The following is a 20,642-nucleotide window of genomic DNA, read 5'->3' as shown; positions in this document are numbered from 1 at the left end:
CACAGGGAGTGTGACATGCAAAGCAACCTTGCCTCTTTGCTGTGGCAGGCGGCCGATCAATGGCCCGAGGCCACGTTCCTTGAGGGCGAACAACGCCACACCTTTCAAGAGGCCCGTTCGGCCTGCACCGCCATCGCAATCACCCTGAGACATCAGGGTGTTCAGCCCGGCGACCGCGTGGTCATCCTGGCTTCGAACCGTAGCGAGATAGTGCTGAGCCTGTTCGCCGTCGCCGCCATCGGCGCCGTCGCCGTGATCCTGCATGAACAGACCACGCCCCGCTCGCTCCACCACATTCTCGGTGAATTGGAGCCGGCGCTGGTACTGCTGGGCCAGGAGTGCTCCGACCGGGCCGCCATGCTGGCGCCAGCTCCGGTGCTGGACATCGACTCCCTGCCCAGCTCGGCGGAGCCATCGGAGCGGATCGAGCCATCGGCGGGCGAGGACCGCCTGGCTTTCATCATCTATACCTCAGGGTCTACCGGGCTGCCCCGGGGGGTCATGCTCAGCCATAACAATGTGCTGTTCGTGGTGCCCGCCATTCAGGCCCGCCTGGGTTACCGGTGCGATGATCGCATCGGCCTGTTTCTGCCGCTGTCTTTCGATTACGGCCTGTACCAGGCGTTCCTGGCGGCCCTGACCGGGGCCTGCCTGGTCATTCGTGACAATCAGACGGCAGGCCCCCTGGTGGCGAAGACGCTCGCCCGCGACGGAATCAGTGTGCTGCCCGGGCTCCCCAACCTGTTTGCTTCGCTGCTGCGGCTGGCTCAGCGCAAGCCCCTGAGCCTGCCGAAGTTGCGTCTGATCAGCAGCACCGGAGCCCACTTTCCCGGCAGTCAGATTGACGCGCTGCAGGCGTTCATGCCGTCGGTGGCCATCTATCCCATGTATGGCCTCACCGAGTGTAAGCGGGTGTCGATACTCACACCGGAGGAACGCAAGCGATATCCGGGATCGGTCGGCCGCCCCCTCGACGGCACCCAAACCTGGGTGGCGGGCGACGACGGTCAGCCACTGCCACCGGGCCAGCAGGGCGAGTTGGTGGTCGCAGGCCCCCACGTCTCGGCCGGTTATTGGCAATCCCCCACAGAAACCGAAAAGCGCTTTCGCCCAGTCGCCGACACCCCCGGCAAAGCGCTGTTCACCGGCGACCTGTTCCAACAGGACGAGCAGGGCTACCTGTACTACGTCGGCCGCAAGGACGAACAGATCAAACGCCATGGCTATCGCCTGAGCCGGCTGGACATCGAACGCGCCGCCCTGGAACAGGATGGCGTCAGCAGTGCCTCCGCCGTCCTCGCGGACGATCTGTTGATCCTGTTTGCCAGCGTGGACGATGGCACTTGGAGCACCGCCCGGCTACAGGAACGGCTGGCGCAGGTACTCGAACCCTACAAGTTGCCTGACCGGATTGTTTTCCTTGAGGAATTGCCACAAACCCGCAATGGAAAAATTGACTCGAACCGACTCAAGGAACTCCAGCATGCCTCGGCCTGATGCAAACGTTTACCGCACCTTGGCCGCACAGTACGGCTCGCCTCTCTACGTGTACGACCTCGACCGGGTCACCGAGCAGGTTGGTACCTTGCGGAAAAACCTGCCCACAGGAGCCGGTCTCTATTACTCACTGAAGGCCAATCCGCTGCCATCGTTGGTGCAATCGGCGGTGGCCGCCGGGTGTCACCTGGAGGTCACCTCCCCCAATGAACTGGCGGTCGCCGCACAGGCGGTTGCCTCGACAGACCACTTACTCTACGGCGGCCCCGGCAAAACCGAAGCGGAACTAAGCACGGCGCTGCTGACCGGGGTGCGGCGGTTTTCGATAGAGTCCTGGACCGACATGGAGCGTCTCCATCGGATCGCCGGAACCTTGGGCCTGCAAGTACAGGTGCTGCTTCGCATCAACCCCAGCGACGCGGTCGCCTCCGGACTGGCGATGAGCGGTGCCGACACCCAGTTTGGCTTCTGCGAAGAAGAGCTGCTGGACCAGAAGCCGCGACTGGATGGCTTGGCCGAACATATTGAGGTCACCGGGTTCCACGTCTATTACGGCACCCAGATCGGCTCGGTGGACAAGATCGCAGACTCAGTCGAGTTTGCCATCGCCAGCATCGAGCGGCTGAGCGAAGCACTCGATCTGAGCCCCAGCATTCTCGACCTCGGCGGCGGTTTCCCCTGGCCCTACGGCAAGCTGGACGAGCCACCGTCATTGCATGGATTGCGGCCAGCGCTGGAGGCGATCCTGGCCAAGCGGCGCCGATCCGCCCGGGCCGAGATCTGGTTCGAATCCGGCCGATTCGTGGCTGCCGCCAGCGGCACGCTACTGGCCACCGTACTCGACCTCAAGCAACGGGCCAGCGGCGAGTGCTTTCTGGTGCTGGATGCCGGTATCAACCACCTCGGCGGTATGTCCGGGCTGGGCCGACTGCCCCGTGCAGGCTTCCAGTTCCAGCCCCTTCAAGCCTCCAGCCGCGAGCAGGAAAGTGCCCGCCCGGCCACCATCGTTGGCCCGCTTTGCAGTCCGCTGGATTGCCTGGCACGGAAAACCAGCATTCCGCAGGCGTTGCAGGTTGGCGACCTGATTAGCGTACCCAACGTTGGCGCCTACGGGCTGACCGCCAGCCTGCTGGGGTTCCTGTCCCGCCCGGCGCCGATCGAGATCGCGCTCCGAGACGGCCGGCCGGTGGCACTGCATCAATGGCGGCATGGCCACGACCGGCTCCAGAGCGCCGTCAACACTCAATCTCTCACGGAGGAACTGATATGAGCACGATCAAGGAAAAAATCCAGCAGTGCCTGGTGGAACACCTGCGCATGGTGTCAGCAGCCGAAGATATCGACCCGAACGCGGAGCTCACCACCCTGGGCCTGACCTCCATGGCCGCGACCAACCTCCTGATCGACCTGGAAGACGAGTTCGGGGTGGAGTTCTCGGACGACCTGCTGACGCCAGAGGTCTTCCGCACGGTTGCGTCGCTGGAAACCGCGATTGAAGGCCTGCTGGCTGATCAGGTGACGGCATGAAGGCCATTGCTGACGACGCCTGGCCGGCACTGACCCCGCTACAGCGGGCTTATTGGATCGGTGGCCGGGAGGATTTTGACCTGCATGTGTACCCCCATCTCTACCTGGAGTTCGATGTCGCGACCATCGACCCGCTCCGGCTTGAGCGGGCGCTCGCGGGTCTGATCCACCGGCACCCGCTGCTCAGGGCCACCGTCTCCGACGATGGAGGACTGCAACTTGCCGAGGCGGTCACAGCCTCGGTGACCGTGCACAACCTCACTGGCGCCTCGCAAGAACTGGTTGAAGTCAGCCTGGACCGGATGCGCGATCAGCTGCGCCGACGGCAGTTTCACCCCGAGCACGCCCCCCGCATGCAGCTGGACGTGTCCCTGGCCACCACCGTCTGCCGAGTCCATATTTGCCTGGACCTGATGCTCTTCGATGGCAGCGCGGTGCGACTGTTGCTGGCCGACTTGTCCCGGCTGTACCAACACCCGGATGCTGACGGCGACACGCCCGCGCCGCCGCCTGCGAACGCCGTCACCAAGAGCTCGACGCAGCATCGGGAGCGCTGTCGCCAGTATTGGCTGCGACGGCTTGATAAAATGCCCGACGCACCGGCCCTGCCGTTGCGCAGCCACGACGGTCAGCCCCGCCGTTCGCTGCTAACCCGCCGCCGGGCCTACCTGAGCCCCGATAAGTGGCGGTCCCTGGAGAGCCAGGCCAGCGACCTTGGCGTATCCCCCGCCACCGTCCTGCTCACCGCCTACAGCCTGGTGGTGGCCGGCTATTCACGGATCCCGCATTTCTATCTGACCATGATGAAGCAGGGCACCGGCACCAGTGAGCGTTCCCCTGCGGCGCAAAACCTCGCCAGCACCCTACTGGTCGAGTTCGATTACCGGCAGCGCAGATCGTTCAAGGACTACCTCCTCCAGGTGCACGCCAGGATTTTACGTGACATGACTCGATCCGCCATCTGCGGACTGGAGGTACTGACCGAACGCAACCGGCTCGACCAGTCAACGGCCAGGGCCGCCAGCCCGGTAGCCTTTGTGGCGATGCTGGACCCGGTTGACCCGCAATTGTCCGGCCTGTTCCAGCTCGAAGGCCGAAACATGGTCTTCAGCGCCCTGGAAACGCCGCAAGTGGTGCTCGACCATCAGGCAATTCGTGGCGAGGATGGCGGCGTTGCGCTGATCTGGGATGTCATGGAAACCGCGTTCGAGGACGGCGTACTGGACGCCATGTTCAACGCCTACATCGATCTGATCCATCGCCTGGCCGACGCTCCCGACACCTGGCTCACCGCCGGCTTCGACCTGCGCCCGCCCGCCCAACGCCTGAACCATCGAATCTACAACGACAGCGCCCGCCAGCTCCGCACCGGACAGCTGCTCCAGGACTATGTGGGCGAATGCCCGGCGCACCTGGTCAACAAGACCGCCGTGATCGACGGCGATCGCACCCTCAGTTACGGCGAATTGCGCCGGCTCTCGAACCGCTTGGCCTGGACCCTGAAACAGGAATTTGAGGTCGGCCCGGGCGCGCTGGTAGCGGTCGACCTGGCCAAAGGCTGGCGACAGGCGGTGGCCGTCCAGGCCATCCTGGCTGTCGGCGCAGCTTATGTGCCGCTGGGCCACCATCTGCCGAACGCCAGGAAACAGGCGGTGCTCGATCAGTGTGCGCCGGCCGTGGTGATCCGCGACGGGCATCAGCCGGAGCTGAGCTGGCGCACGCTGGAAATGAACCAGCCCGAGCATTGGTCAATCTGCGAGGACAACCTCCCCAGGGTTCAGACCGCCGCCGATACCGCCTACATCATCTTTACCTCAGGCTCGACCGGCACTCCCAAGGGCGTGGCACTGGATCATCACGGGCCGGTCAATACCATTGAGGATATCAACCGCCGTTTCGGCATTACCAGCCAGGATGTGGTCTTCGGTCTGTCGGACCTGAATTTTGACCTGTCGGTTTACGATCTCTTCGGCACCTTTGCCGCGGGTGCCACCCTGGTCATCCCTCCACAAGGCGCAGGACGCGATCCGGCCCTGTGCGAAGGTCTGATTCGCCAGTACGGTGTCACCCTCTGGAACTCGGTGCCGGCACTGGCCCAGCTGTTCCTCGACCACCTGGAACGCAACCGGCCGGATACCCCGCTTCCGCTTCGACGCATGATGCTCAGTGGCGACTGGCTGCCAGTGCAGTTGCCCCAGCGGATGGCCCGATTTGGCCCGGTAAGCATCACCAGCCTCGGCGGCGCCACTGAGGCGTCGATCTGGTCGATCTATTTCGATATCGGGACCGTCGAGCCTCATTGGCCGAGCATTCCCTACGGATTCCCGCTGGCCAACCAAACCATTCACGTTCTGGATGCGAGCCTGCAGCCTCGCCCCGACCAGGTACCCGGCGAGCTGTTCATCGGCGGACAAGGCGTAGCTCAAGGTTACTGGCAGGCGCCAGAGCGCACTCGTCAGGCGTTCATTACCCACCCCGACAACGGCGAACGGCTATACCGTACCGGAGACTGGGGTGTTCGACGCCCGCAGGGGCATATCGAGTTTCTCGGCCGGCAGGATGGTCAGGTCAAGATTCGCGGCTATCGCATTGAGCTGGGCGACATCGAAAGCCAGCTGCAACGACACCCCCAGGTCACCGGCGCGGTGGTCCGGGTCACCGGTTCCAATGCCGAGAACACCGCCCTGGCGGCATACGTGGTCTGTGAATCAGAGCCGTTCGATAGCGATCAACTGCTGAGCTGGCTGAGAACCCAATTGCCGGAGTACATGGTGCCGTCGTACCTGCTGCGGCTGGACACCCTGCCCCTGAGCGCCAATGGCAAGGTGGATCGCAAAGCGCTGCCGGACCCGTCCACCAGAGCGGTCCGCAAGCCGTTCACTCCCCCCCAAGGCGACACCGAGCAAGGTCTCGCCGAAATCTGGCAGAGCGTGTTGGATCAAGCCAAGGTGTGCCGGCAGGACAATTTTTTTGCACTGGGAGGCACCTCGTTCAGCGTTGTGCGGGTCTTGGCGGCGGTCGAAGATCGCTTCGGTGTCACGCTGCCAATGCAGAGCCTGCTCCGTCACCCGGAGCTGGCGGCATTGGCAGCAGAGATCGATCGGGGCCGCAACAGTCCGTCGCTGCAGTGCGGGCAGGTGAGCGCTAGGGACAGTGAGCTGGAGAATGGGCTGAAGAATGCTCGGGAAAGCGCAATGGAAAGCGCTCCAGAGACTGCGCTGGTGCCGCTAACCAAGCCGACCCGCGATAAAGCGACCATGGTCTGGTTTCACCCCTCCGGCGGTAACGTGTTCTGCTATCAGGCTTTGACCGCGGCGCTGGCAGACGACTTCGGCGCCATGGGAGTCCAGGCCACGACTCAGCCGGCCCACGCTGCGCTGGAAACCATGGTATCGCGCTATCTTGCGGAACTGGCGCCAGCCATTGCAACGACGCCCTGCATTCTCGCCGGCTGGTCATTTGGCGGTGTACTGGCGTATCAGGCGGCCCTCGAACGGCTGGCAAACGGCGAAAGAGTGGATGGACTGATCCTGGTGGATGCGCCGGCGCCTACCGGCCAACCGATGCCGGACGACAACACGCTGATTCACTGGTTCCTCGGTGATCTGGCACAAACACCCACCCTGCCGGCACTGCAACTCGGCGCCCACGCCAGCCCGGAGGCTCGCCTCGCCCAAGGGCTGCGGCAACTGCAACAGCAGGGACTGATTGCGGACACGGGGAACCTCTCCATCAGCCGGCTGTATCAGCTCTTCGCCGGCAATGTCGCCGCACTCCAGAACTATGCACCCGAGTCACTGGCGCACGCCGATTTCCCCTGCCTGATCGTTCAGGCCGGCACTCCGCTGGAGGGCCGCGTTTCCGGTCAATCGGGGGCGTTCTGGGCGTCGCGACTGCCCCCTCACGCCCGCATCGTCGAGCTGCAGGCCAATCACTACTCGATCCTGCAATCACCGTGTCTGGAAACACTGACTCAGCTGATTCGCAGCTGGCGTCCGGTTACCCCCCCGACCCTACCGTCAACTCAAGGAGCACCCATCTGATGAAGTTATTATCCGTTCAGCATCTGCTGACCAAGCTGCGCACCGCCTGCTGGCTGTTTCTGGCCATCTCGGCGTTCCACACCCTGGCGGCAAACGCCGGCAAAACCGAATACGCCGCCTACGGCACACCGGTCGGTCACGACAAATACATGGTACTGATGGCCAACGGCCTATATGACCCGGCCGATCCGAACTACCAGGCCCCGGATTACGACCATTTCGCCCGCGACATCATGGCCTGGAACGATCAGCAGATCGCGGCATTCGAGCAACGGGCGCAAACCTTCTTCCGGGAGCGCTTTGGCGTGGACATCGCCGCCGCCGACCTGGCTGGGCGCGTGATGATGGTGCCGTTCATGCTGGATCCGCGCTGGGAATACCGCGTGTACAACAGTTCCGGCGAGCAGGTCCCCCCCGAGGGCTGGGTCGTCCGGGACGGTGGTTATCAGCTGGTGGTGGTCGATCCCGCCGGCATCGACCTGGGCGGTGAGTTTGCCGGCCAGCACGCGCCGCAAGGGGCCGTTGCGGCGTTCGGCAAATTCAACATCAGCCGAGGCCCTGGCAACTCTCACCGCCATGATGACCTCGTGATCCACTATCAGTCACGCGAGCCGGTACTGCACAACAGCGGCTTCCCGGTGCACCGAGTCGGCACCGGTGCCCTGATCGCGCCCTTCGAGGTATTCCATCCGGAGTATGGCGCCGGCTGGGGCTTCGCCCACATCTTCGAGCAGAACAGTGCCGATGGTCGCCGTCAGACCAACAACCGCAACATCATGACCTTTCCGTCTGGCGCCGCCTATCCGGATTGGCTGAAAACCCAGTAACCCCCACCGACCGACAAGGAAACAAGTCCCATGAGCGATTTCGAAATCTACACCGAAACCACCGCGCCCGAAGCGTCCCGGGATACCCTCAAGACCATCAAGTCTGCGTTCGGCTTTATCCCCAACGCCATGGCCATGCTGGCCGAATCGAACCCGGCCCTGAGCAGCTACCTGATGCTGGACTCCCAGGTGCAGCAAACCAGCCTGACCCCAGCCGAAATACAGGTATTGATCCTGGCCATCAGTCGCGAGAACGAATGCCACTACTGCACCGCCGCACACAGCATGCAGGCCGAAATGGCCTCGCTCGACGCCGAGGAGATCGCCCGGCTCCGCGCTGGCGAGGCCCTCGTCAACAGCAAGCATCAGGCACTGGCCGAGTTCGGCCGGAAAATGGTGCGCCAGCGCGGCGGGCTCAGCCAGCAGGAGCTGCAAGGGTTCCTCGACGCCGGCTACAGCAAGGCCAATATTTTCGACGTCATCCTGGTGGTGGCGATGAAAACCATCACCAATTACGCCAACCACATTACCCAGACCCCTCTCGACGATGCCTTCACGGCCTACCGTTGGACAGCGGATGCCAACTAGGCCGGCCGCGACCCAGACCCACAGCAAGGAGCTAGAACCCATGATGAAGACCCCGTTTTTGACGCGCGCCATCGCGACCGCCATTTTTGCCACCGGACTGTCGAATCAGGCCCTGTCGAAGGAGCACAACTCACACCCCGGCCCGGTAGCGCGAGTCATCGATTTACCAGTGACCACCCAGGGACCGTTATGGCCGCCCGCCGAAGTGGTGAACGATCAAGGCCACTTCGTGCTGATCGGCACCGCCCTGGAGTCTGACCGGGAAGGCAACGTGGCGCCGGTACCGCAACAGGCACTGCTGGTCAGCAAACACACCGTGCCCCCGCTGGACGACGCCGGCGTTGAATCGCCCGCGCTGGGCGGCGCCCCTTACAGCGTGATTCGCCCGCTCGACCTGAGTGCCGGCAGCGCCGATCTGGACATGGTGCTGCACGCCAACTCCTACGGACCCGCCAATGGCCCCGGCGGCCGCCCCAGCATTCCCCGTCAGGGCGAAACCACCTACAACCTCAACGGTGCCGGTGTCGTGTGCAGGGACGTGTTTCCCGCCGAATCCCAGGCAGACGTCTACACCCGCCCCAGCCTGCCGCTGCAGGAGGTGCCTATTTACGGGTTCACCGGTGATGGCAAGCGTCACGACGTCGACTCCGGCGAGGCCCTTGCCCAACTGGAGCCGGTGGTGGATCAACGCAGGGCCAGCCCGATCACCCTGGGAGACTGGCTCAGCGCCGATGGCCAGCTGAAAGTCCAGTTAACCGGGCGTACCGCCGACGGCAGCTATACCGGTGCCAGCTTCGACTTCCGGCTCGACAACCTGATTCCCAACGGCCTGTACACCGTGTGGGCGGTTCGTGGCCGTGGCCCCGATGCCTTGGCCATGCCCAATGTGATCACCACCGACGCCCAGGGCAGTGCGCAGGCTAGTTTCCTGGTCAGCAATCCCTTTCCGGAGGGTAACAGCGACCTTCGCATCCGCGGCGTCGCCATCGTGTACCATTCCGACCACCAGACCTGGGGTGGATGCTTCAGCCGGTTTGGCCCTGGCGTTGATGCCCATGGCGTATTCAACACCCTGAAAGCGGCCGGACCCAACCCCTTCGCTGACTTCGTCACGGTCGCCCCATGATCGCAACCGGCTTCAACCGTGCCGCCCTTGCCGGAGTGACCGCCGGCATGGCGGCCACGTTCCTGGGCGTCGGTTTGGCCCGGTTTGCCTATACCGCGATCTTGCCGGAACTGATTCAGCAGGAATGGTTTAGCGAAGCCGAGGCGGCCTATCTTGGTGCCGCCAACCTTATCGGCTATGCGGCGGGCGCCTTGCTCGCCGTCCCGGTGGCGCGACGGCTCGGCACGGTGGCTATCGTGCTGGCCTGCGGGTTTCTGGTGGTGCTGAGTTTTATCGCCTGCGCCTGGCCCATTGCGTTTTCCCCCTATCTGATCGCCCGTGCGATCAGTGGCTTGTGTGGCGCCGCGCTGATGGTGCTGGTGCCCTCTGCCGCCCTCACCGCACTGCAACCTGGCCAGCGTGCAAAAGGGGCGTCGCTGGTGTTCACCGGCGTCGGGCTGGGCATCCTGATCTCCGCCACGATGGTGCCCTTGCTCGCCCACGACAACCTGTCCCACGCCTGGCTGGCATTAACGGCGACCGGTGCGCTGGCACTCTGGCTGCTGACACGCACCTTTGCCGCCGCCATTGAGGCGCCCGGTGGCCCGGCCCCAGCGCGACTGCAAACGCCCCCCACAACCGTGCCCGTCAGCCCCTGGCTGATCGCCAGCGTGGCCCTGGCCTATGCCATGGACGCCATTGGTTTCGTGCCCCACACCTTGTTCTGGGTTGACTACCTGCAGCGCGAACTCGGGCTGTCGGTCGGAGCCAGCGCCCTGCACTGGGGCCTGTTTGGCGTCGGCGCCATGTGCGGCCCCTTTGTCATCGCCAGGCTGGGCCGACAGTTTGGCTGGCACACTCTGTTGGTCGGTGCGCTCGCCGTCAAGGGCGGCGCGGTACTGCTGCCACTGGTCAACGCCAATGTTGTCAGCCTGGCCCTGTCGTCGGTGCTGGTCGGCGCCTTGGTGCCGGGATTGGTGGCCATTGTCTCCGGCCGCATGAGTGAGCTGGCCACGGCCACCGGGCACGCCCGGCTCTGGGGCTTGGCCACCGCGACCTTTGCCTGCGCCCAGGGGCTTGCCGCCGCGTTGTTTGCCTGGTTCTACGACAACGTCGACAACGGCGCCAATCTCATTTTCGCGATTGGCGGCGGCGCCCTGCTGGCCGGTGCCCTGATTGCCGAAAGTTTCCATCGCCGCCACGCCGTGCGGGCGGTGGAGTTCCCAGATGGCGTCCCGGCCCGCCGGAACGCCTCTTCAACCTGTGTTACCACTTATCGAAATAGAGGACAGCAATGAAACGGACTTTGAAGCAGCACAGCCTCAAGGCTGCACTGGCGCTTGCGCTGGTGGGTACTGCGCAGGCCAGCCTGGCCGATACCAACGTCGTTGTGCACTGGAACGAAACCGTCTTGCAGGCGGTACGCGACACCAACCCCGGACCGACCATCTCATCGCGAGCCCTGGCCATCTCCCATACCTGCATGTACGAGGCCTGGGCCGCTTACAGCGACCGCGCCCATTCCAGTTTAGCCGGCTCGCCAACCAGACGGCGACCGGCACCGGAACGCACCGAAAGCAACATCTCCGCCGCCATCAGCCACGCTGCCTATCGAGCGGCCGTCGATCTGTTCCCCAGCGAAGCCCCCGTGTTTGCCCAGGCGCTGGCAGCCTATGGCTACACGCCCGAACCCGACAACGTTGATCCAGCCACTCCGGCGGGCGTGGCGAACCGCACCTGCCAGGCGGTGCTCGACCTGCGCCACAACGACGGTGCCAACCAGCTGGGCGACCGCGCCGCTGGCGCTTACAGCGACTACACCGACTACCAGCCGGTCAATACACCCGATGCCCTGGTCGACCCCGGCCGCTGGCAGCCGTTACGGATCACCCGTGCCGATGGCTCGACCATTGTGCAGAAGTTCCTGACCCCACATTGGGGCGAGGTCACACCGTTCGCGATGAAGCCACCCCAGAGCTATCAGCTCAAGCAACCCGCCGAGTTTGGCTCGGAGGCATATCTGGAGCAAGTACGTGAAGCCGTCGCCTACAACGCTCACCTGACGGACGCGCAGAAGATCGGCGCCTCCTACTGGGCCGACGGTCCCAATACCGAAACCCCGCCGGGCCACTGGAACCTGTTCGCCCAGTTTGTCTCCGACCGCGACAACCACACGGTTCAGGATGACGTCAAGATGTTCTTCGCCCTGAACAACGCCGTCATGGATGCCGGCATCTTTTCCTGGTGGGCCAAACGGCATTACGACTATGTTCGCCCCATTTCGGCGGTTCGATACGTCTTCAACGGCGAGCTGATTCCGGCCTGGTCCCGGTACACCGGCAATACCGAGCTCCTGCTGGGTGAGCAATGGGAACCCTACCAGGCAACCGCGTCCATTTCTCCGCCATTTGCGGAGTACGTCTCCGGGCACAGCACCTTCAGTTCGTCGGCCGCTGAGGTGCTGCGTCAGTTTACCCAGAGCGACGTCTTCGGCTATCAGGTCCAACTGCCGGCCGGCTCGTCCTACGTGGACCCCGGCATGACACCGGCCCATGACCTCACCCTGTCCTGGGCCACCTTTACCGATGCGGCCAACAGCGCCGGCGCCTCGCGCCGCTATGGCGGCATTCACTTCCTTGACGCCGACATGGAAGGTCGCCGGGTCGGCCGGGAAATCGGCGAGCAGGCCTGGGACAAGGCCCGCCGGCTGTTCAACGAACACTAAAGGGAACCACAGGTGCGGCGCATGGCGAACGTGCGCCGCCTTTGACCAGATCATGGATAGATCAACCCCGCTATCGATCACGCTGCTGATCACACTTTCATTGCCTCTCCAAGCGAACGCCCATAGCAAATGGTTCTCCCGCTGGCAGGACAACCTGGAACCGGCAACCGTGGGCTACCTGGCCCAGTGGAGCTGGCTGGCGCTCGTCGTGTTCGCCTTGCTGGCGGTTTTTCTGAGCGTTTGCCTGTGGCACTCGCTCCCCCACGGGCTGGGACCTCGGCTGACCACGCTGACAGACCGAGTCCAGAACCAGAGCTATTACCGGATCCTGGCCATTGCCGCGGTCATGTCGATCGCGCTTTGCTGGCGCGACGGCGTCATTCTGACGCCGGAATTGGCCCATGACAGCGTCCTGGTCAGCCTGATCCAGTTCGGCCTCATTACCCTCGGCCTGCTGCCCCAGTACCGGGTCCTGCTGCCGCTGCTGTTGGCATCGCTGTACGTTGTTGGCGCGGCTAACGTGGGCCCCCTGCACATGCTGGATTATGCCCATTGCCTGGGCATCGCACTGTGTCTGTGGCATTGGCGCGCGAGCACCGGCGACCGGAAGATCCAGGAAGGCCTGCGAATCCTGCAGATCACCACCGGTTTCTCGCTGTGCTGGCTGGGCATGGAAAAGGTGATTCATCCGCAGTGGTCACTGGAGGTGCTGGCCCTGAAGCCCTGGCTGAGCATGGGCCTGCCGGAGAGCTTCTTTGTCAAATCCGCGGCACTGGTGGAATTCACCATCGGATTCTTCCTGCTGACCGGGCTTTGGACCCGGCTGTCCGCCCTCATCCTCAGCTTGTTGATGGCCTTCACCGCCACCCTGTTTGGTATCCAGGAGATTCTCGGCCACTTGCCCATTCACGCCGTCCTGCTGGTGCTGATCATTGCACCGGTGCAGCCGCCGGCCGAACTGGCGAGCGCCGCCAGGCCCCCGCTCATCGCCACCGCCGGACGCTACACGGCGCTCTATCTGCTCGTCATGGCGACCCTGGGTGGGGTTTACTACGGCTTTGCATTGCAGGCCTGTTCGGCGCAAGGTCACTGTGCCCCGGCCGCCTGAGGCGTGGTTCTGGCTGGGCCCCTTGCCCCTGCCGGAGGCCTGGCTGAACAACGCTGAACGGCGGAGCAGCCAGCGGCTGAGGAATCCGCACGCGCGCCAACTGGCCATCAATGCACACCTGCTGAAGCGCTATGCCCTCAGCCAGCGAGTGCCGGAGAGGCCACCAGCCCAGTGGCAGTTTGCGACATCGCCGCTGGGCAAGCCGGAAGTCGGCGACGCAGCCTGCCATTTTAATGTCAGCCACGCCGACCGTGCCTGTGCGGTCGCGGTATCCGACGCCCCCATCGGCATCGATATCGAGCGCCAACGGCAACTCGCCGATCTCGATACCTTGGCAACCCGCGTGCTGACCCGGGCCGAGTATGACTGGCTGCAGAACCAGCCGCACCGGAGCCATCAACTGATTCGGCTGTGGACCCTCAAGGAAGCCGCGCTCAAGGCCGCGGGCCAGGGTCTGCGCATGGACCCGAAGGCGGTACGTATTCGTGCACCGCACGCCGACGTGAGTCAGGTTCAGCTGCCGGATGGCTCTTGCTGGATGTGCCAGAGTCGGCAATTGAGCGGCTATTGGCTCACCACCGCCAGCTCCCATTTCGACGAAGTTAGGCTCAGAACCGGCGGCATTCCCGGGCATGGATGACAAAATCTGATCACTTTCTATACTGAACAGACCACAGCGACTCTATACTGAACAGACGACAAGCGACACTGAACAGACGACAAGCGACGCTCTGCCCCGCCAGAAGGCGCGCACGGTGGCGTGGCACAGGGTCGCCGCTGTGGTGATTCAGCCGACGTGGGAGATCAGCATCCATGAATCCAAGCACTGCCAACAAGGTCACGGAAACCGACAAGGCCAACGCCGGAAGCGCCGATCAGCCAGCCCTTCCTGCAACCACCCAGTACGTCAGCCGAGAGCCCCACAGTTATGAACGCTGGCTGATCGGCAAGGTCCTTCACATGGTGGGTTCACCGCCGATTCGCTTTCGCCTCTGGAACGGCGATCTCATTGAGCCGGATCAGGGCGATGCCCGCTACACCGTCACCCTTAACGACCCCCGCGCCCTGTATTCCCTGGCCACCAACCCCAACCTGGCGTTTGGCGACCTGTACAGCGCCGGTCGCGTGGATGTGGATCAGGATCTGTCGGGCCTGATGGCCCTGCTGTACCGCAGCATCCACCGGGCCAGCAGTCACTGGCCCAAGTGGCTGGAGACACTGTGGCGCAACCATCACCCCCGCTCTACCGGCCTGGAAGAGGCCAGGGCGAACATCCACCACCACTATGACCTGGGTAACGAGTTCTACCAGCTCTGGCTCGATCAGGCCGAAATGCAGTACACCTGCGCCTACTACGAGTCAGCCTCGTTGAGCCTGGAACAGGCGCAGCTGGCCAAGCTGGAGCATGTCTGTCGCAAGCTGCGCCTGCAGCCTGGTCAGACCGTGGTCGAAGCCGGCTGTGGCTGGGGCGGCCTGGCCCGTTACATGGCCCGCCACTACGGCGTCACCGTTCACGCCTACAACATCTCCCACGAACAGATCAGCTACGCCCGGGCACAAGCCCGTCGCCAGAAGCTAGACCACCTGATCGAGTACATCGAAGAGGACTACCGCAACATCAACGGCCAGTACGACGCCTTTGTCTCGGTGGGCATGCTGGAGCACGTGGGCACCGATCACTACCTGGAGCTGGCGGCGCTGATTCAGCGTACTCTCAAGCCCCAGGGCCTGGCGCTGCTGCACAGCATCGGCCGCAATCGCCCGATGCTGCTGAATGCCTGGATCGAGAAACGCATCTTCCCCGGCGCCTACCCGCCGAGCATCGGCGAGTTCGTGTCCATTTGCGAACAGGGCAATTTCTCGGTGCTGGACGTGGAGAACCTGCGGTTGCACTACGCCCAGACCCTGACCCACTGGCTGGATCGTTTCGAGCAGCATCACGAACGGGTCACCGCCATGTACGACGAGCAGTTCACCCGCGCCTGGCGGCTGTATCTGGCGGGCTCCATCGCCGCCTTCCAGGTGGGGGCACTGCAGCTGTTCCAGGTCGTGTTCAGCCACGCCGACAACAATCACCTGCCACAGAATCGGGGCGACCTGTACCGGTCGCCGGCGGCCCCGGGGAGTCATTGATATGGAGTATTACGACGTGATCGTGGTGGGGGGCGGCCCCTCCGGCTCCACCCTGGCCTGGGCACTGGAGCACAGCGGCAAGCGGGTTCTGCTGATCGACAAGCAGGCGTTTCCCCGCGACAAAACCTGCGCCGGCTGGGTCACCCCCTCGGTGCTGGCCAGCCTGCAGGTGGACCCGGAGCACTATGGCCAGAGCCACACCCTGCAACCCATCCGCCGTTTTCGCATCGGCCTGATGGGGCAATCGGCGGTTGAAAACGACCACGGCGAGGTGGTCAGCTACGGCATCCGCCGCTGTGAATTCGATCACTTCCTGCTCGACCGGACCACCGTGGACAAGGCGCTGGGCGTTGCCGTCAAATCGGTCGAGCGGCAGGGCCATAACTGGCTGGTCAATGAGCGCTGGCAAACCCCGTTGCTGGTCGGCGCCGGCGGCCATTTCTGTCCCATCGCCGCGCTGCTCGGCGACGGCCCGGGAGGTCATGAAACAGTGGTGGCGGCCAAGGAGGTGGAGTTTGCAATGACCCCCGAACAGGCCAGCGACTGCGAAGCACAAGGCGACGCGCCGGAGCTGTGGTTTTGCCGTGACCTGAAGGGTTATGCCTGGATCTTTCGCAAGGGCAACTACCTGAACATCGGCCTGGGACGGGAAGACAACCACAAGCTCAGCGACCACTTGCAGCACTTTATCGAGGACATGCAGCGCAGCGGCCGCATCCCCGCCGACCTGCCGGGTCGCTTCAAGGGCCACGCCTATCTGCTCTACGATCACGCCGAGCGGCCGCTGGTGGACGAGGGAGTGCTGCTGATCGGTGATTCCGCCGGCCTGGCCTATACCCAGAGCGGGGAAGGCATCCGACCGGCGGTGGAATCCGCGCTGCTGGCGGCCCAGGTGATTCGCCGCGCGCCCGACTCATCCGCGCAGTCGCTGCAGAGCTACGGCGAGGCCATTGCCTCGCGATTCGGCACCCGCGCCATGAACCGGGACGACGGCTGGCATGTGCCGGGCTGGATGAAAACCCCGCTGGCCGGCACCCTGATGCGGTCCCACTGGTTTACCCGCAAGGTGGTCACCGAGAAGTGGTTCCTGCATCAAGCGGTGCCACCGCTGCAGACCGCGATCTAGCGGGGCCGGAACCTTCACTGTAGCGAAAAACAGGCGGCCACATTGGGCCGCCAAACACAGGGTTGCCGAAGAGCGGTTAAGCAGCGGCCAGCGCCTCACTGCCCGAGATAACTGCGGTACATCCAAACGGTCTTTTCCTGCTGGGAAATGTAATCGCTCATCAGCGCAACGGTGCCTTCGTCGTCGGCGTCACCCGCCAGACTCAGCAGCGCCCGTTGCTTGCCAATCAGCTTGGCGAAGCTGTCCACAATCTGGCCGACCGCCGCGCGGCCGTCGGACACATTCTTGCTTTCCGCTACCTCCGAGCGCTCGATGTAGGCGCTGTAGGCGTGGACCGGCCGGTGCCCCAGTGTGAGCACCCGTTCCGCCACCTCATCCACCTTGAGCAACAAGTCGTTGTACAACTCCTCGAACTTCGCATGCAGTTCAAAAAAATTCTCGCCCTTGATGTTCCAGTGATAGCCCCGGACGTTCATATAGAAGATCTGGTAATTGGCCAACAAGTCGTTCAGGGCCTCGGCCAGCTGTTGGGTCTTGGCGGTGTCCAATCCAATGATATTGGTGCTCATTCAGCATCTCCCTGGATGATCGTGTGAGTTGACATGCATCCAATATAGCCACCACTGGCTGAGCCGTGAAATTTAAGCTGCCAATCCAACCGATAGCTAACTCCAATGATCTAAAGACAAACAATTCCATTATGCTATCAACAATCCTGATCATGACTCGTCACTGAACATGCACACCGGAGTCCACCATGAGTGCCATGAAGCAGCTGATCCAGCAGCGCCACCGGGTCACCGACCGGTCGCTGCTCAAAACCGCGACCTTCGCCATCACCCACTTTACGGTCGCCTTCTCCGTGGCCTACCTGTTGACCGGCGATCTCCTGATCGGCGGTCTGATCGCCATGGTGGAACCGGCCATCAATACCGTCGCCTACTTTGTCCATGAGCAAGTATGGCTGCGCCTCGACACCGCTGCCGGCTCACGAGCCCGGGGGCCCGGTGAAACGGCTGACACGGCTGACACGGCTGGCGTGCTGGCCTGACTGCTCAGCGTCGATGGCGCTGAACACCAGTTCGCTGCTGACTCGGTGCAGTTGTTCCGGCGCCAGCGCAACCGCCCACGCCAACTCCCGGCTCTCCCCGGCGGCCAGCCGTACCCGGGTCTGGCCATTGACCGTCAACGCCTCAGCGCCGCTGACCGACAGCAACAGCGTGCGGGGCTCGCTGGCCTTGTTCAACAGCTTGAGCCGGTAGCTGTTCTCGACTTGGCCGGCGGCGTTGTAGCGGAACAGCGACCGATCCTTGGCCACTTCCAGGCCGATCAGATCCCTTGTCGCCACGCCCCAGGCCAGGGCCACCACCATCGCCGTCAGCACCGCGGCATAGGCCAGCAGCCGCGGCCGCCATAGCCGCAGGGGCCCACCGCTCAGCTGACGCTGGCTGGCGTAGCGGATCAGCCCGCGCCGGTAGCCCATCTTGTCCATCACCGAATCACACACATCGATGCAGGCGGCACAGCCGATACACTCCATCTGCAGCCCATCGCGAATGTCGATGCCGGTGGGACAGACCTGCACGCACTGCTGGCAATCAATGCAATCGCCCAGCCCGGCCTCCGCCGGCGCCAGCTCCCGCCGGCGATGGCCACGGGGATCGCCCCGGCCGGCATCGTAGCTGATCACCACCGAATCGTCGTCCAGCATCACCGACTGAAAACGGCCATAGGGACACATGTGCAAACAAACCTTCTCCCGCAACCAGCCGGCATTGAGGTAGGTGGCGGCGGTAAAGAAAAACAGCCAGAACAGACTCATCGCCCCCGCCTCCAGGGCCACCAGCTCCGACACCAACGGCCGGATCGGGGTGAAGTAGCCAACAAACGTCAACCCGGTGGCCACACTGATCAGCAGCCACAGGACATGCTTCTGGCCCCGGCGCCACAGCTTGGTCACTCCCCAGGGAGCACGATCCAGCTTAAGGCGCTGGTTGCGGTCACCTTCGCTGAACTGCTCCACCCACAGGAACAGCCAGGTCCACATGCTCTGGGGGCAGCTGTAGCCGCACCAAATCCGGCCCGCCAACACGGTGATGAAGAACAGGCCAAAGGCACAGATCACCAGCCCCCCGGTCAACAGGGTCAGGTCCTGCGGCCAGAAAGTGGCGCCGAAGATGTGAAACTGACGCTGGGAGATGTCCCAAAGCACCGCCTGGCGACCGTCCCAGCTCAGCCAGACGGTGACGAAATACAGGCCGAACAGCAGTCCCCCACCGGCAATCCGGAGATTGCGGTAACGGCCGCGGAAGCTCTTGGTGACAATGGGTTCAGCGTTGTGCGCCGGCGCGACGGTTTGAACCGGAATGTTGGTGGCAGGTATGCGCTCGCTCATGGGCGGGTTCCCAAGCTAGGTACTGGATCGACACCAGTGTCCCCTTGCGGCCGCCTAAGAAACAGACTCAGTTTTACTATTTAAAAGCGTATCAGTTAATCAGAAGCCGCGACCCCCTCAGGCTTGGCCGATCAGCCCCCCCAGGGTCGCCATGGCCGCATCCAGCTGCTCCGACCAGGGATGGCCGAAATTCAGCCGTAGGCAGTGGTGGAAGGAGCGAGTGGCGGAAAACATCGGCCCCGGCGCGATCGAAATGCCAGCCTCGGCCGCCCGCCGGAACAGTTGCAGGCTGTCGACGTTCCTGGCCAGCTCCAGCCACAGGAAGTAGCCGCCATCCGGTCGGGTCACCCGCACGTCGGCTGGAAAGTAGCGGTCGATGGCCGCGAACAGCTGATGCTTCTGGGCCTCCAGCTCGGCCCGCAGGCCGCGCAGGTGGCGGTCAAAACCACCGAACTCCAGGTAATCCGCCAGCGCCGCCTGGGCGGGCACCGAGGCGGACAGCGTGGTCATTAATTTGAGGCGCTGTAGCCGTTCCAGATAGCGCCCCGCGGACACCCACCCCACCCGATAGCCGGGCGCCAGGCACTTGGAGAACGAACTGCAGTGCAATACCAGGCCATCCCGGTCAAAGGACTTGGCCATCACCGGTGCCTGCTGGCCAAAATACAGCTCGCCGTAGACGTCGTCTTCCACCAGCGGAATCTGGTGGCGGTGCAGCAGCGCCACCAGCTGCTGCTTGCGCTCGGCATTGAGCGAGACCCCGGTGGGGTTCTGGAAATTGGTCATGAACCAACAGGCCTTGATGTCGTGCTGTTGCAACGCCCGCTCCAGCACCGCCAGGTCAATGCCACCGCTGGCCGCCACCGGAATCTCCACCGCCTGCAGCTGTAGCCGCTCCAGCACCTGCAGGCAGGCATAGAATGCCGGCGCTTCGATGGCCACCAGGTCGCCGGGCTGGGTGATCGCCTGCAGGCACAGGTTCAGCGCCTCCAGGGCACCGTCGGTTACCAGGATCTCGTCCGCCGGCACCGACACCCCCGAGATGGCATAGCGCACCGCGATCTGCCGCCGCAACTGCAGGTTGCCCGGCGGCAGATCGGTCACCACCGAGTTGACGTCCATCAGCCGGGTCGCTTTGGCCATGGAACGGGCCAGGCGCCGCAACGGAAACAGGCTGGGACTGGGGAAGGCCGAGCCCAGCGGCACCTGGCTGGCCTCCCGCATGGAGCGCAGGATGGAGAACACCAGTTCGCTGACATCCACCGGCGTGGTCCTTGGCTCCCGCTGCGGGGCGGAGGTTTCCGGTAATGGATGGGACGTCAGGCTGGTGACAAAGTAGCCGGACTGGGGGCGGGCATGAACCAGCCCCAGGTTTTCCAGCAGATAGTAGGCGCGGAAGACGGTGGACGGGCTGACATTGTACTGGCGACTGGCCATACGCACCGAGGGAATCCGCTGGCCGGGCTGCAAGGTACCGCCGCGGATCAGCTCCGCGATGTCATGGGCAAGTTGTTCGAATCGCTTCATCGACGCCATTTCGGGCCGTCCACCGTTGGGCGGCCCGCCGC

Annotated in this window: 17 protein-coding genes; 14 read left to right on the top strand and 3 right to left on the bottom strand. The window is 63.7% G+C overall.

Translation table 11 applies throughout. The annotated features are described in order from the left end of the window. Positions 1-15: 15 nt before the first annotated feature. The 13 genes from N6L25_RS07320 (at position 16) to N6L25_RS07260 (ending at position 16,679) form a co-directional block, all read left to right on the top strand. Positions 16-1,497, top strand: coding sequence for a class I adenylate-forming enzyme family protein (locus N6L25_RS07320; protein WP_271979146.1), 1,482 nt, complete (start codon positions 16-18; stop codon positions 1,495-1,497). Further along, the gene (locus N6L25_RS07315; RefSeq protein ID WP_271979145.1) at positions 1,484-2,767 is read left to right on the top strand and encodes a hypothetical protein; all 1,284 of its coding nucleotides are present in this window, start codon (positions 1,484-1,486) and stop codon (positions 2,765-2,767) included. Before N6L25_RS07320 ends, N6L25_RS07315 begins: the two co-directional genes overlap by 14 nt. Further along, complete coding sequence (locus N6L25_RS07310; RefSeq protein WP_271979144.1) at positions 2,764-3,024, top strand: phosphopantetheine-binding protein; 261 nt, start codon at positions 2,764-2,766, stop codon at positions 3,022-3,024. Before N6L25_RS07315 ends, N6L25_RS07310 begins: the two co-directional genes overlap by 4 nt. Beyond that, the gene (locus tag N6L25_RS07305; RefSeq protein ID WP_271979143.1) at positions 3,021-7,067 is read left to right on the top strand and encodes a non-ribosomal peptide synthetase; all 4,047 of its coding nucleotides are present in this window, start codon (positions 3,021-3,023) and stop codon (positions 7,065-7,067) included. The genes N6L25_RS07310 and N6L25_RS07305 overlap by 4 nt, the downstream gene beginning before the upstream one ends. Then, a complete protein-coding gene (locus N6L25_RS07300; RefSeq protein ID WP_271979142.1) occupies positions 7,067-7,894 on the top strand; it encodes a hypothetical protein in 828 nt (275 codons plus the stop codon). The genes N6L25_RS07305 and N6L25_RS07300 overlap by 1 nt, the downstream gene beginning before the upstream one ends. A gap of 30 nt (positions 7,895-7,924) precedes the next feature. Continuing rightward, positions 7,925-8,482: a carboxymuconolactone decarboxylase family protein gene (locus N6L25_RS07295; RefSeq protein ID WP_271979141.1), complete on the top strand. Its 558-nt coding sequence runs from the start codon at positions 7,925-7,927 to the stop codon at positions 8,480-8,482. Between the two features lie 40 nt (positions 8,483-8,522). Next, positions 8,523-9,608 (top strand): hypothetical protein, encoded by a 1,086-nt coding sequence (locus N6L25_RS07290; protein ID WP_271979140.1) that lies wholly within the window; start codon positions 8,523-8,525, stop codon positions 9,606-9,608. After that, positions 9,605-10,885, top strand: a complete 1,281-nt coding sequence (locus tag N6L25_RS07285) for a YbfB/YjiJ family MFS transporter (RefSeq protein ID WP_271979139.1) — start codon at positions 9,605-9,607, stop codon at positions 10,883-10,885. Before N6L25_RS07290 ends, N6L25_RS07285 begins: the two co-directional genes overlap by 4 nt. Then, positions 10,882-12,312: a vanadium-dependent haloperoxidase gene (locus N6L25_RS07280; RefSeq protein ID WP_271979137.1), complete on the top strand. Its 1,431-nt coding sequence runs from the start codon at positions 10,882-10,884 to the stop codon at positions 12,310-12,312. The genes N6L25_RS07285 and N6L25_RS07280 overlap by 4 nt, the downstream gene beginning before the upstream one ends. Before the next feature lie 52 nt (positions 12,313-12,364). After that, positions 12,365-13,420 (top strand): DoxX family protein, encoded by a 1,056-nt coding sequence (locus N6L25_RS07275; RefSeq protein WP_271979136.1) that lies wholly within the window; start codon positions 12,365-12,367, stop codon positions 13,418-13,420. Further along, positions 13,404-14,060 (top strand): 4'-phosphopantetheinyl transferase family protein, encoded by a 657-nt coding sequence (locus N6L25_RS07270; RefSeq protein ID WP_271979135.1) that lies wholly within the window; start codon positions 13,404-13,406, stop codon positions 14,058-14,060. Before N6L25_RS07275 ends, N6L25_RS07270 begins: the two co-directional genes overlap by 17 nt. 173 nt (positions 14,061-14,233) lie before the next feature. Then, positions 14,234-15,553: an SAM-dependent methyltransferase gene (locus tag N6L25_RS07265; protein ID WP_271979134.1), complete on the top strand. Its 1,320-nt coding sequence runs from the start codon at positions 14,234-14,236 to the stop codon at positions 15,551-15,553. Between the two features lies 1 nt (position 15,554). Beyond that, positions 15,555-16,679: an NAD(P)/FAD-dependent oxidoreductase gene (locus N6L25_RS07260; protein ID WP_271979133.1), complete on the top strand. Its 1,125-nt coding sequence runs from the start codon at positions 15,555-15,557 to the stop codon at positions 16,677-16,679. Positions 16,680-16,774: 95 nt separating this feature from the next. Here N6L25_RS07260 and N6L25_RS07255 read toward each other — a convergent pair whose 3' ends face one another. Beyond that, positions 16,775-17,248, bottom strand: coding sequence for a Dps family protein (locus tag N6L25_RS07255; RefSeq protein ID WP_271979132.1), 474 nt, complete (start codon positions 17,246-17,248; stop codon positions 16,775-16,777). A gap of 188 nt (positions 17,249-17,436) precedes the next feature. Between N6L25_RS07255 and N6L25_RS07250 the strand changes: the two genes are divergently transcribed. Then, positions 17,437-17,730, top strand: coding sequence for a DUF2061 domain-containing protein (locus N6L25_RS07250; protein ID WP_271979131.1), 294 nt, complete (start codon positions 17,437-17,439; stop codon positions 17,728-17,730). Here N6L25_RS07250 and ccoG read toward each other — a convergent pair. Continuing rightward, the gene (ccoG, locus tag N6L25_RS07245; protein ID WP_271979130.1) at positions 17,668-19,074 is read right to left on the bottom strand and encodes a cytochrome c oxidase accessory protein CcoG; all 1,407 of its coding nucleotides are present in this window, start codon (positions 19,072-19,074) and stop codon (positions 17,668-17,670) included. The two genes, N6L25_RS07250 and ccoG, sit on opposite strands and share 63 nt — an antisense overlap. 117 nt (positions 19,075-19,191) lie before the next feature. Then, complete coding sequence (locus N6L25_RS07240) at positions 19,192-20,601, bottom strand: aminotransferase-like domain-containing protein (protein ID WP_271979302.1); 1,410 nt, start codon at positions 20,599-20,601, stop codon at positions 19,192-19,194. Positions 20,602-20,642: the final 41 nt, after the last annotated feature.

This window comes from Marinobacter sp. SS21 (genome assembly GCF_028369065.1).
In the GTDB taxonomy this organism is placed as follows: Bacteria; Pseudomonadota; Gammaproteobacteria; order Pseudomonadales; family Oleiphilaceae; genus Marinobacter.
This window is presented reverse-complemented; position numbering and strand designations above follow the sequence as displayed.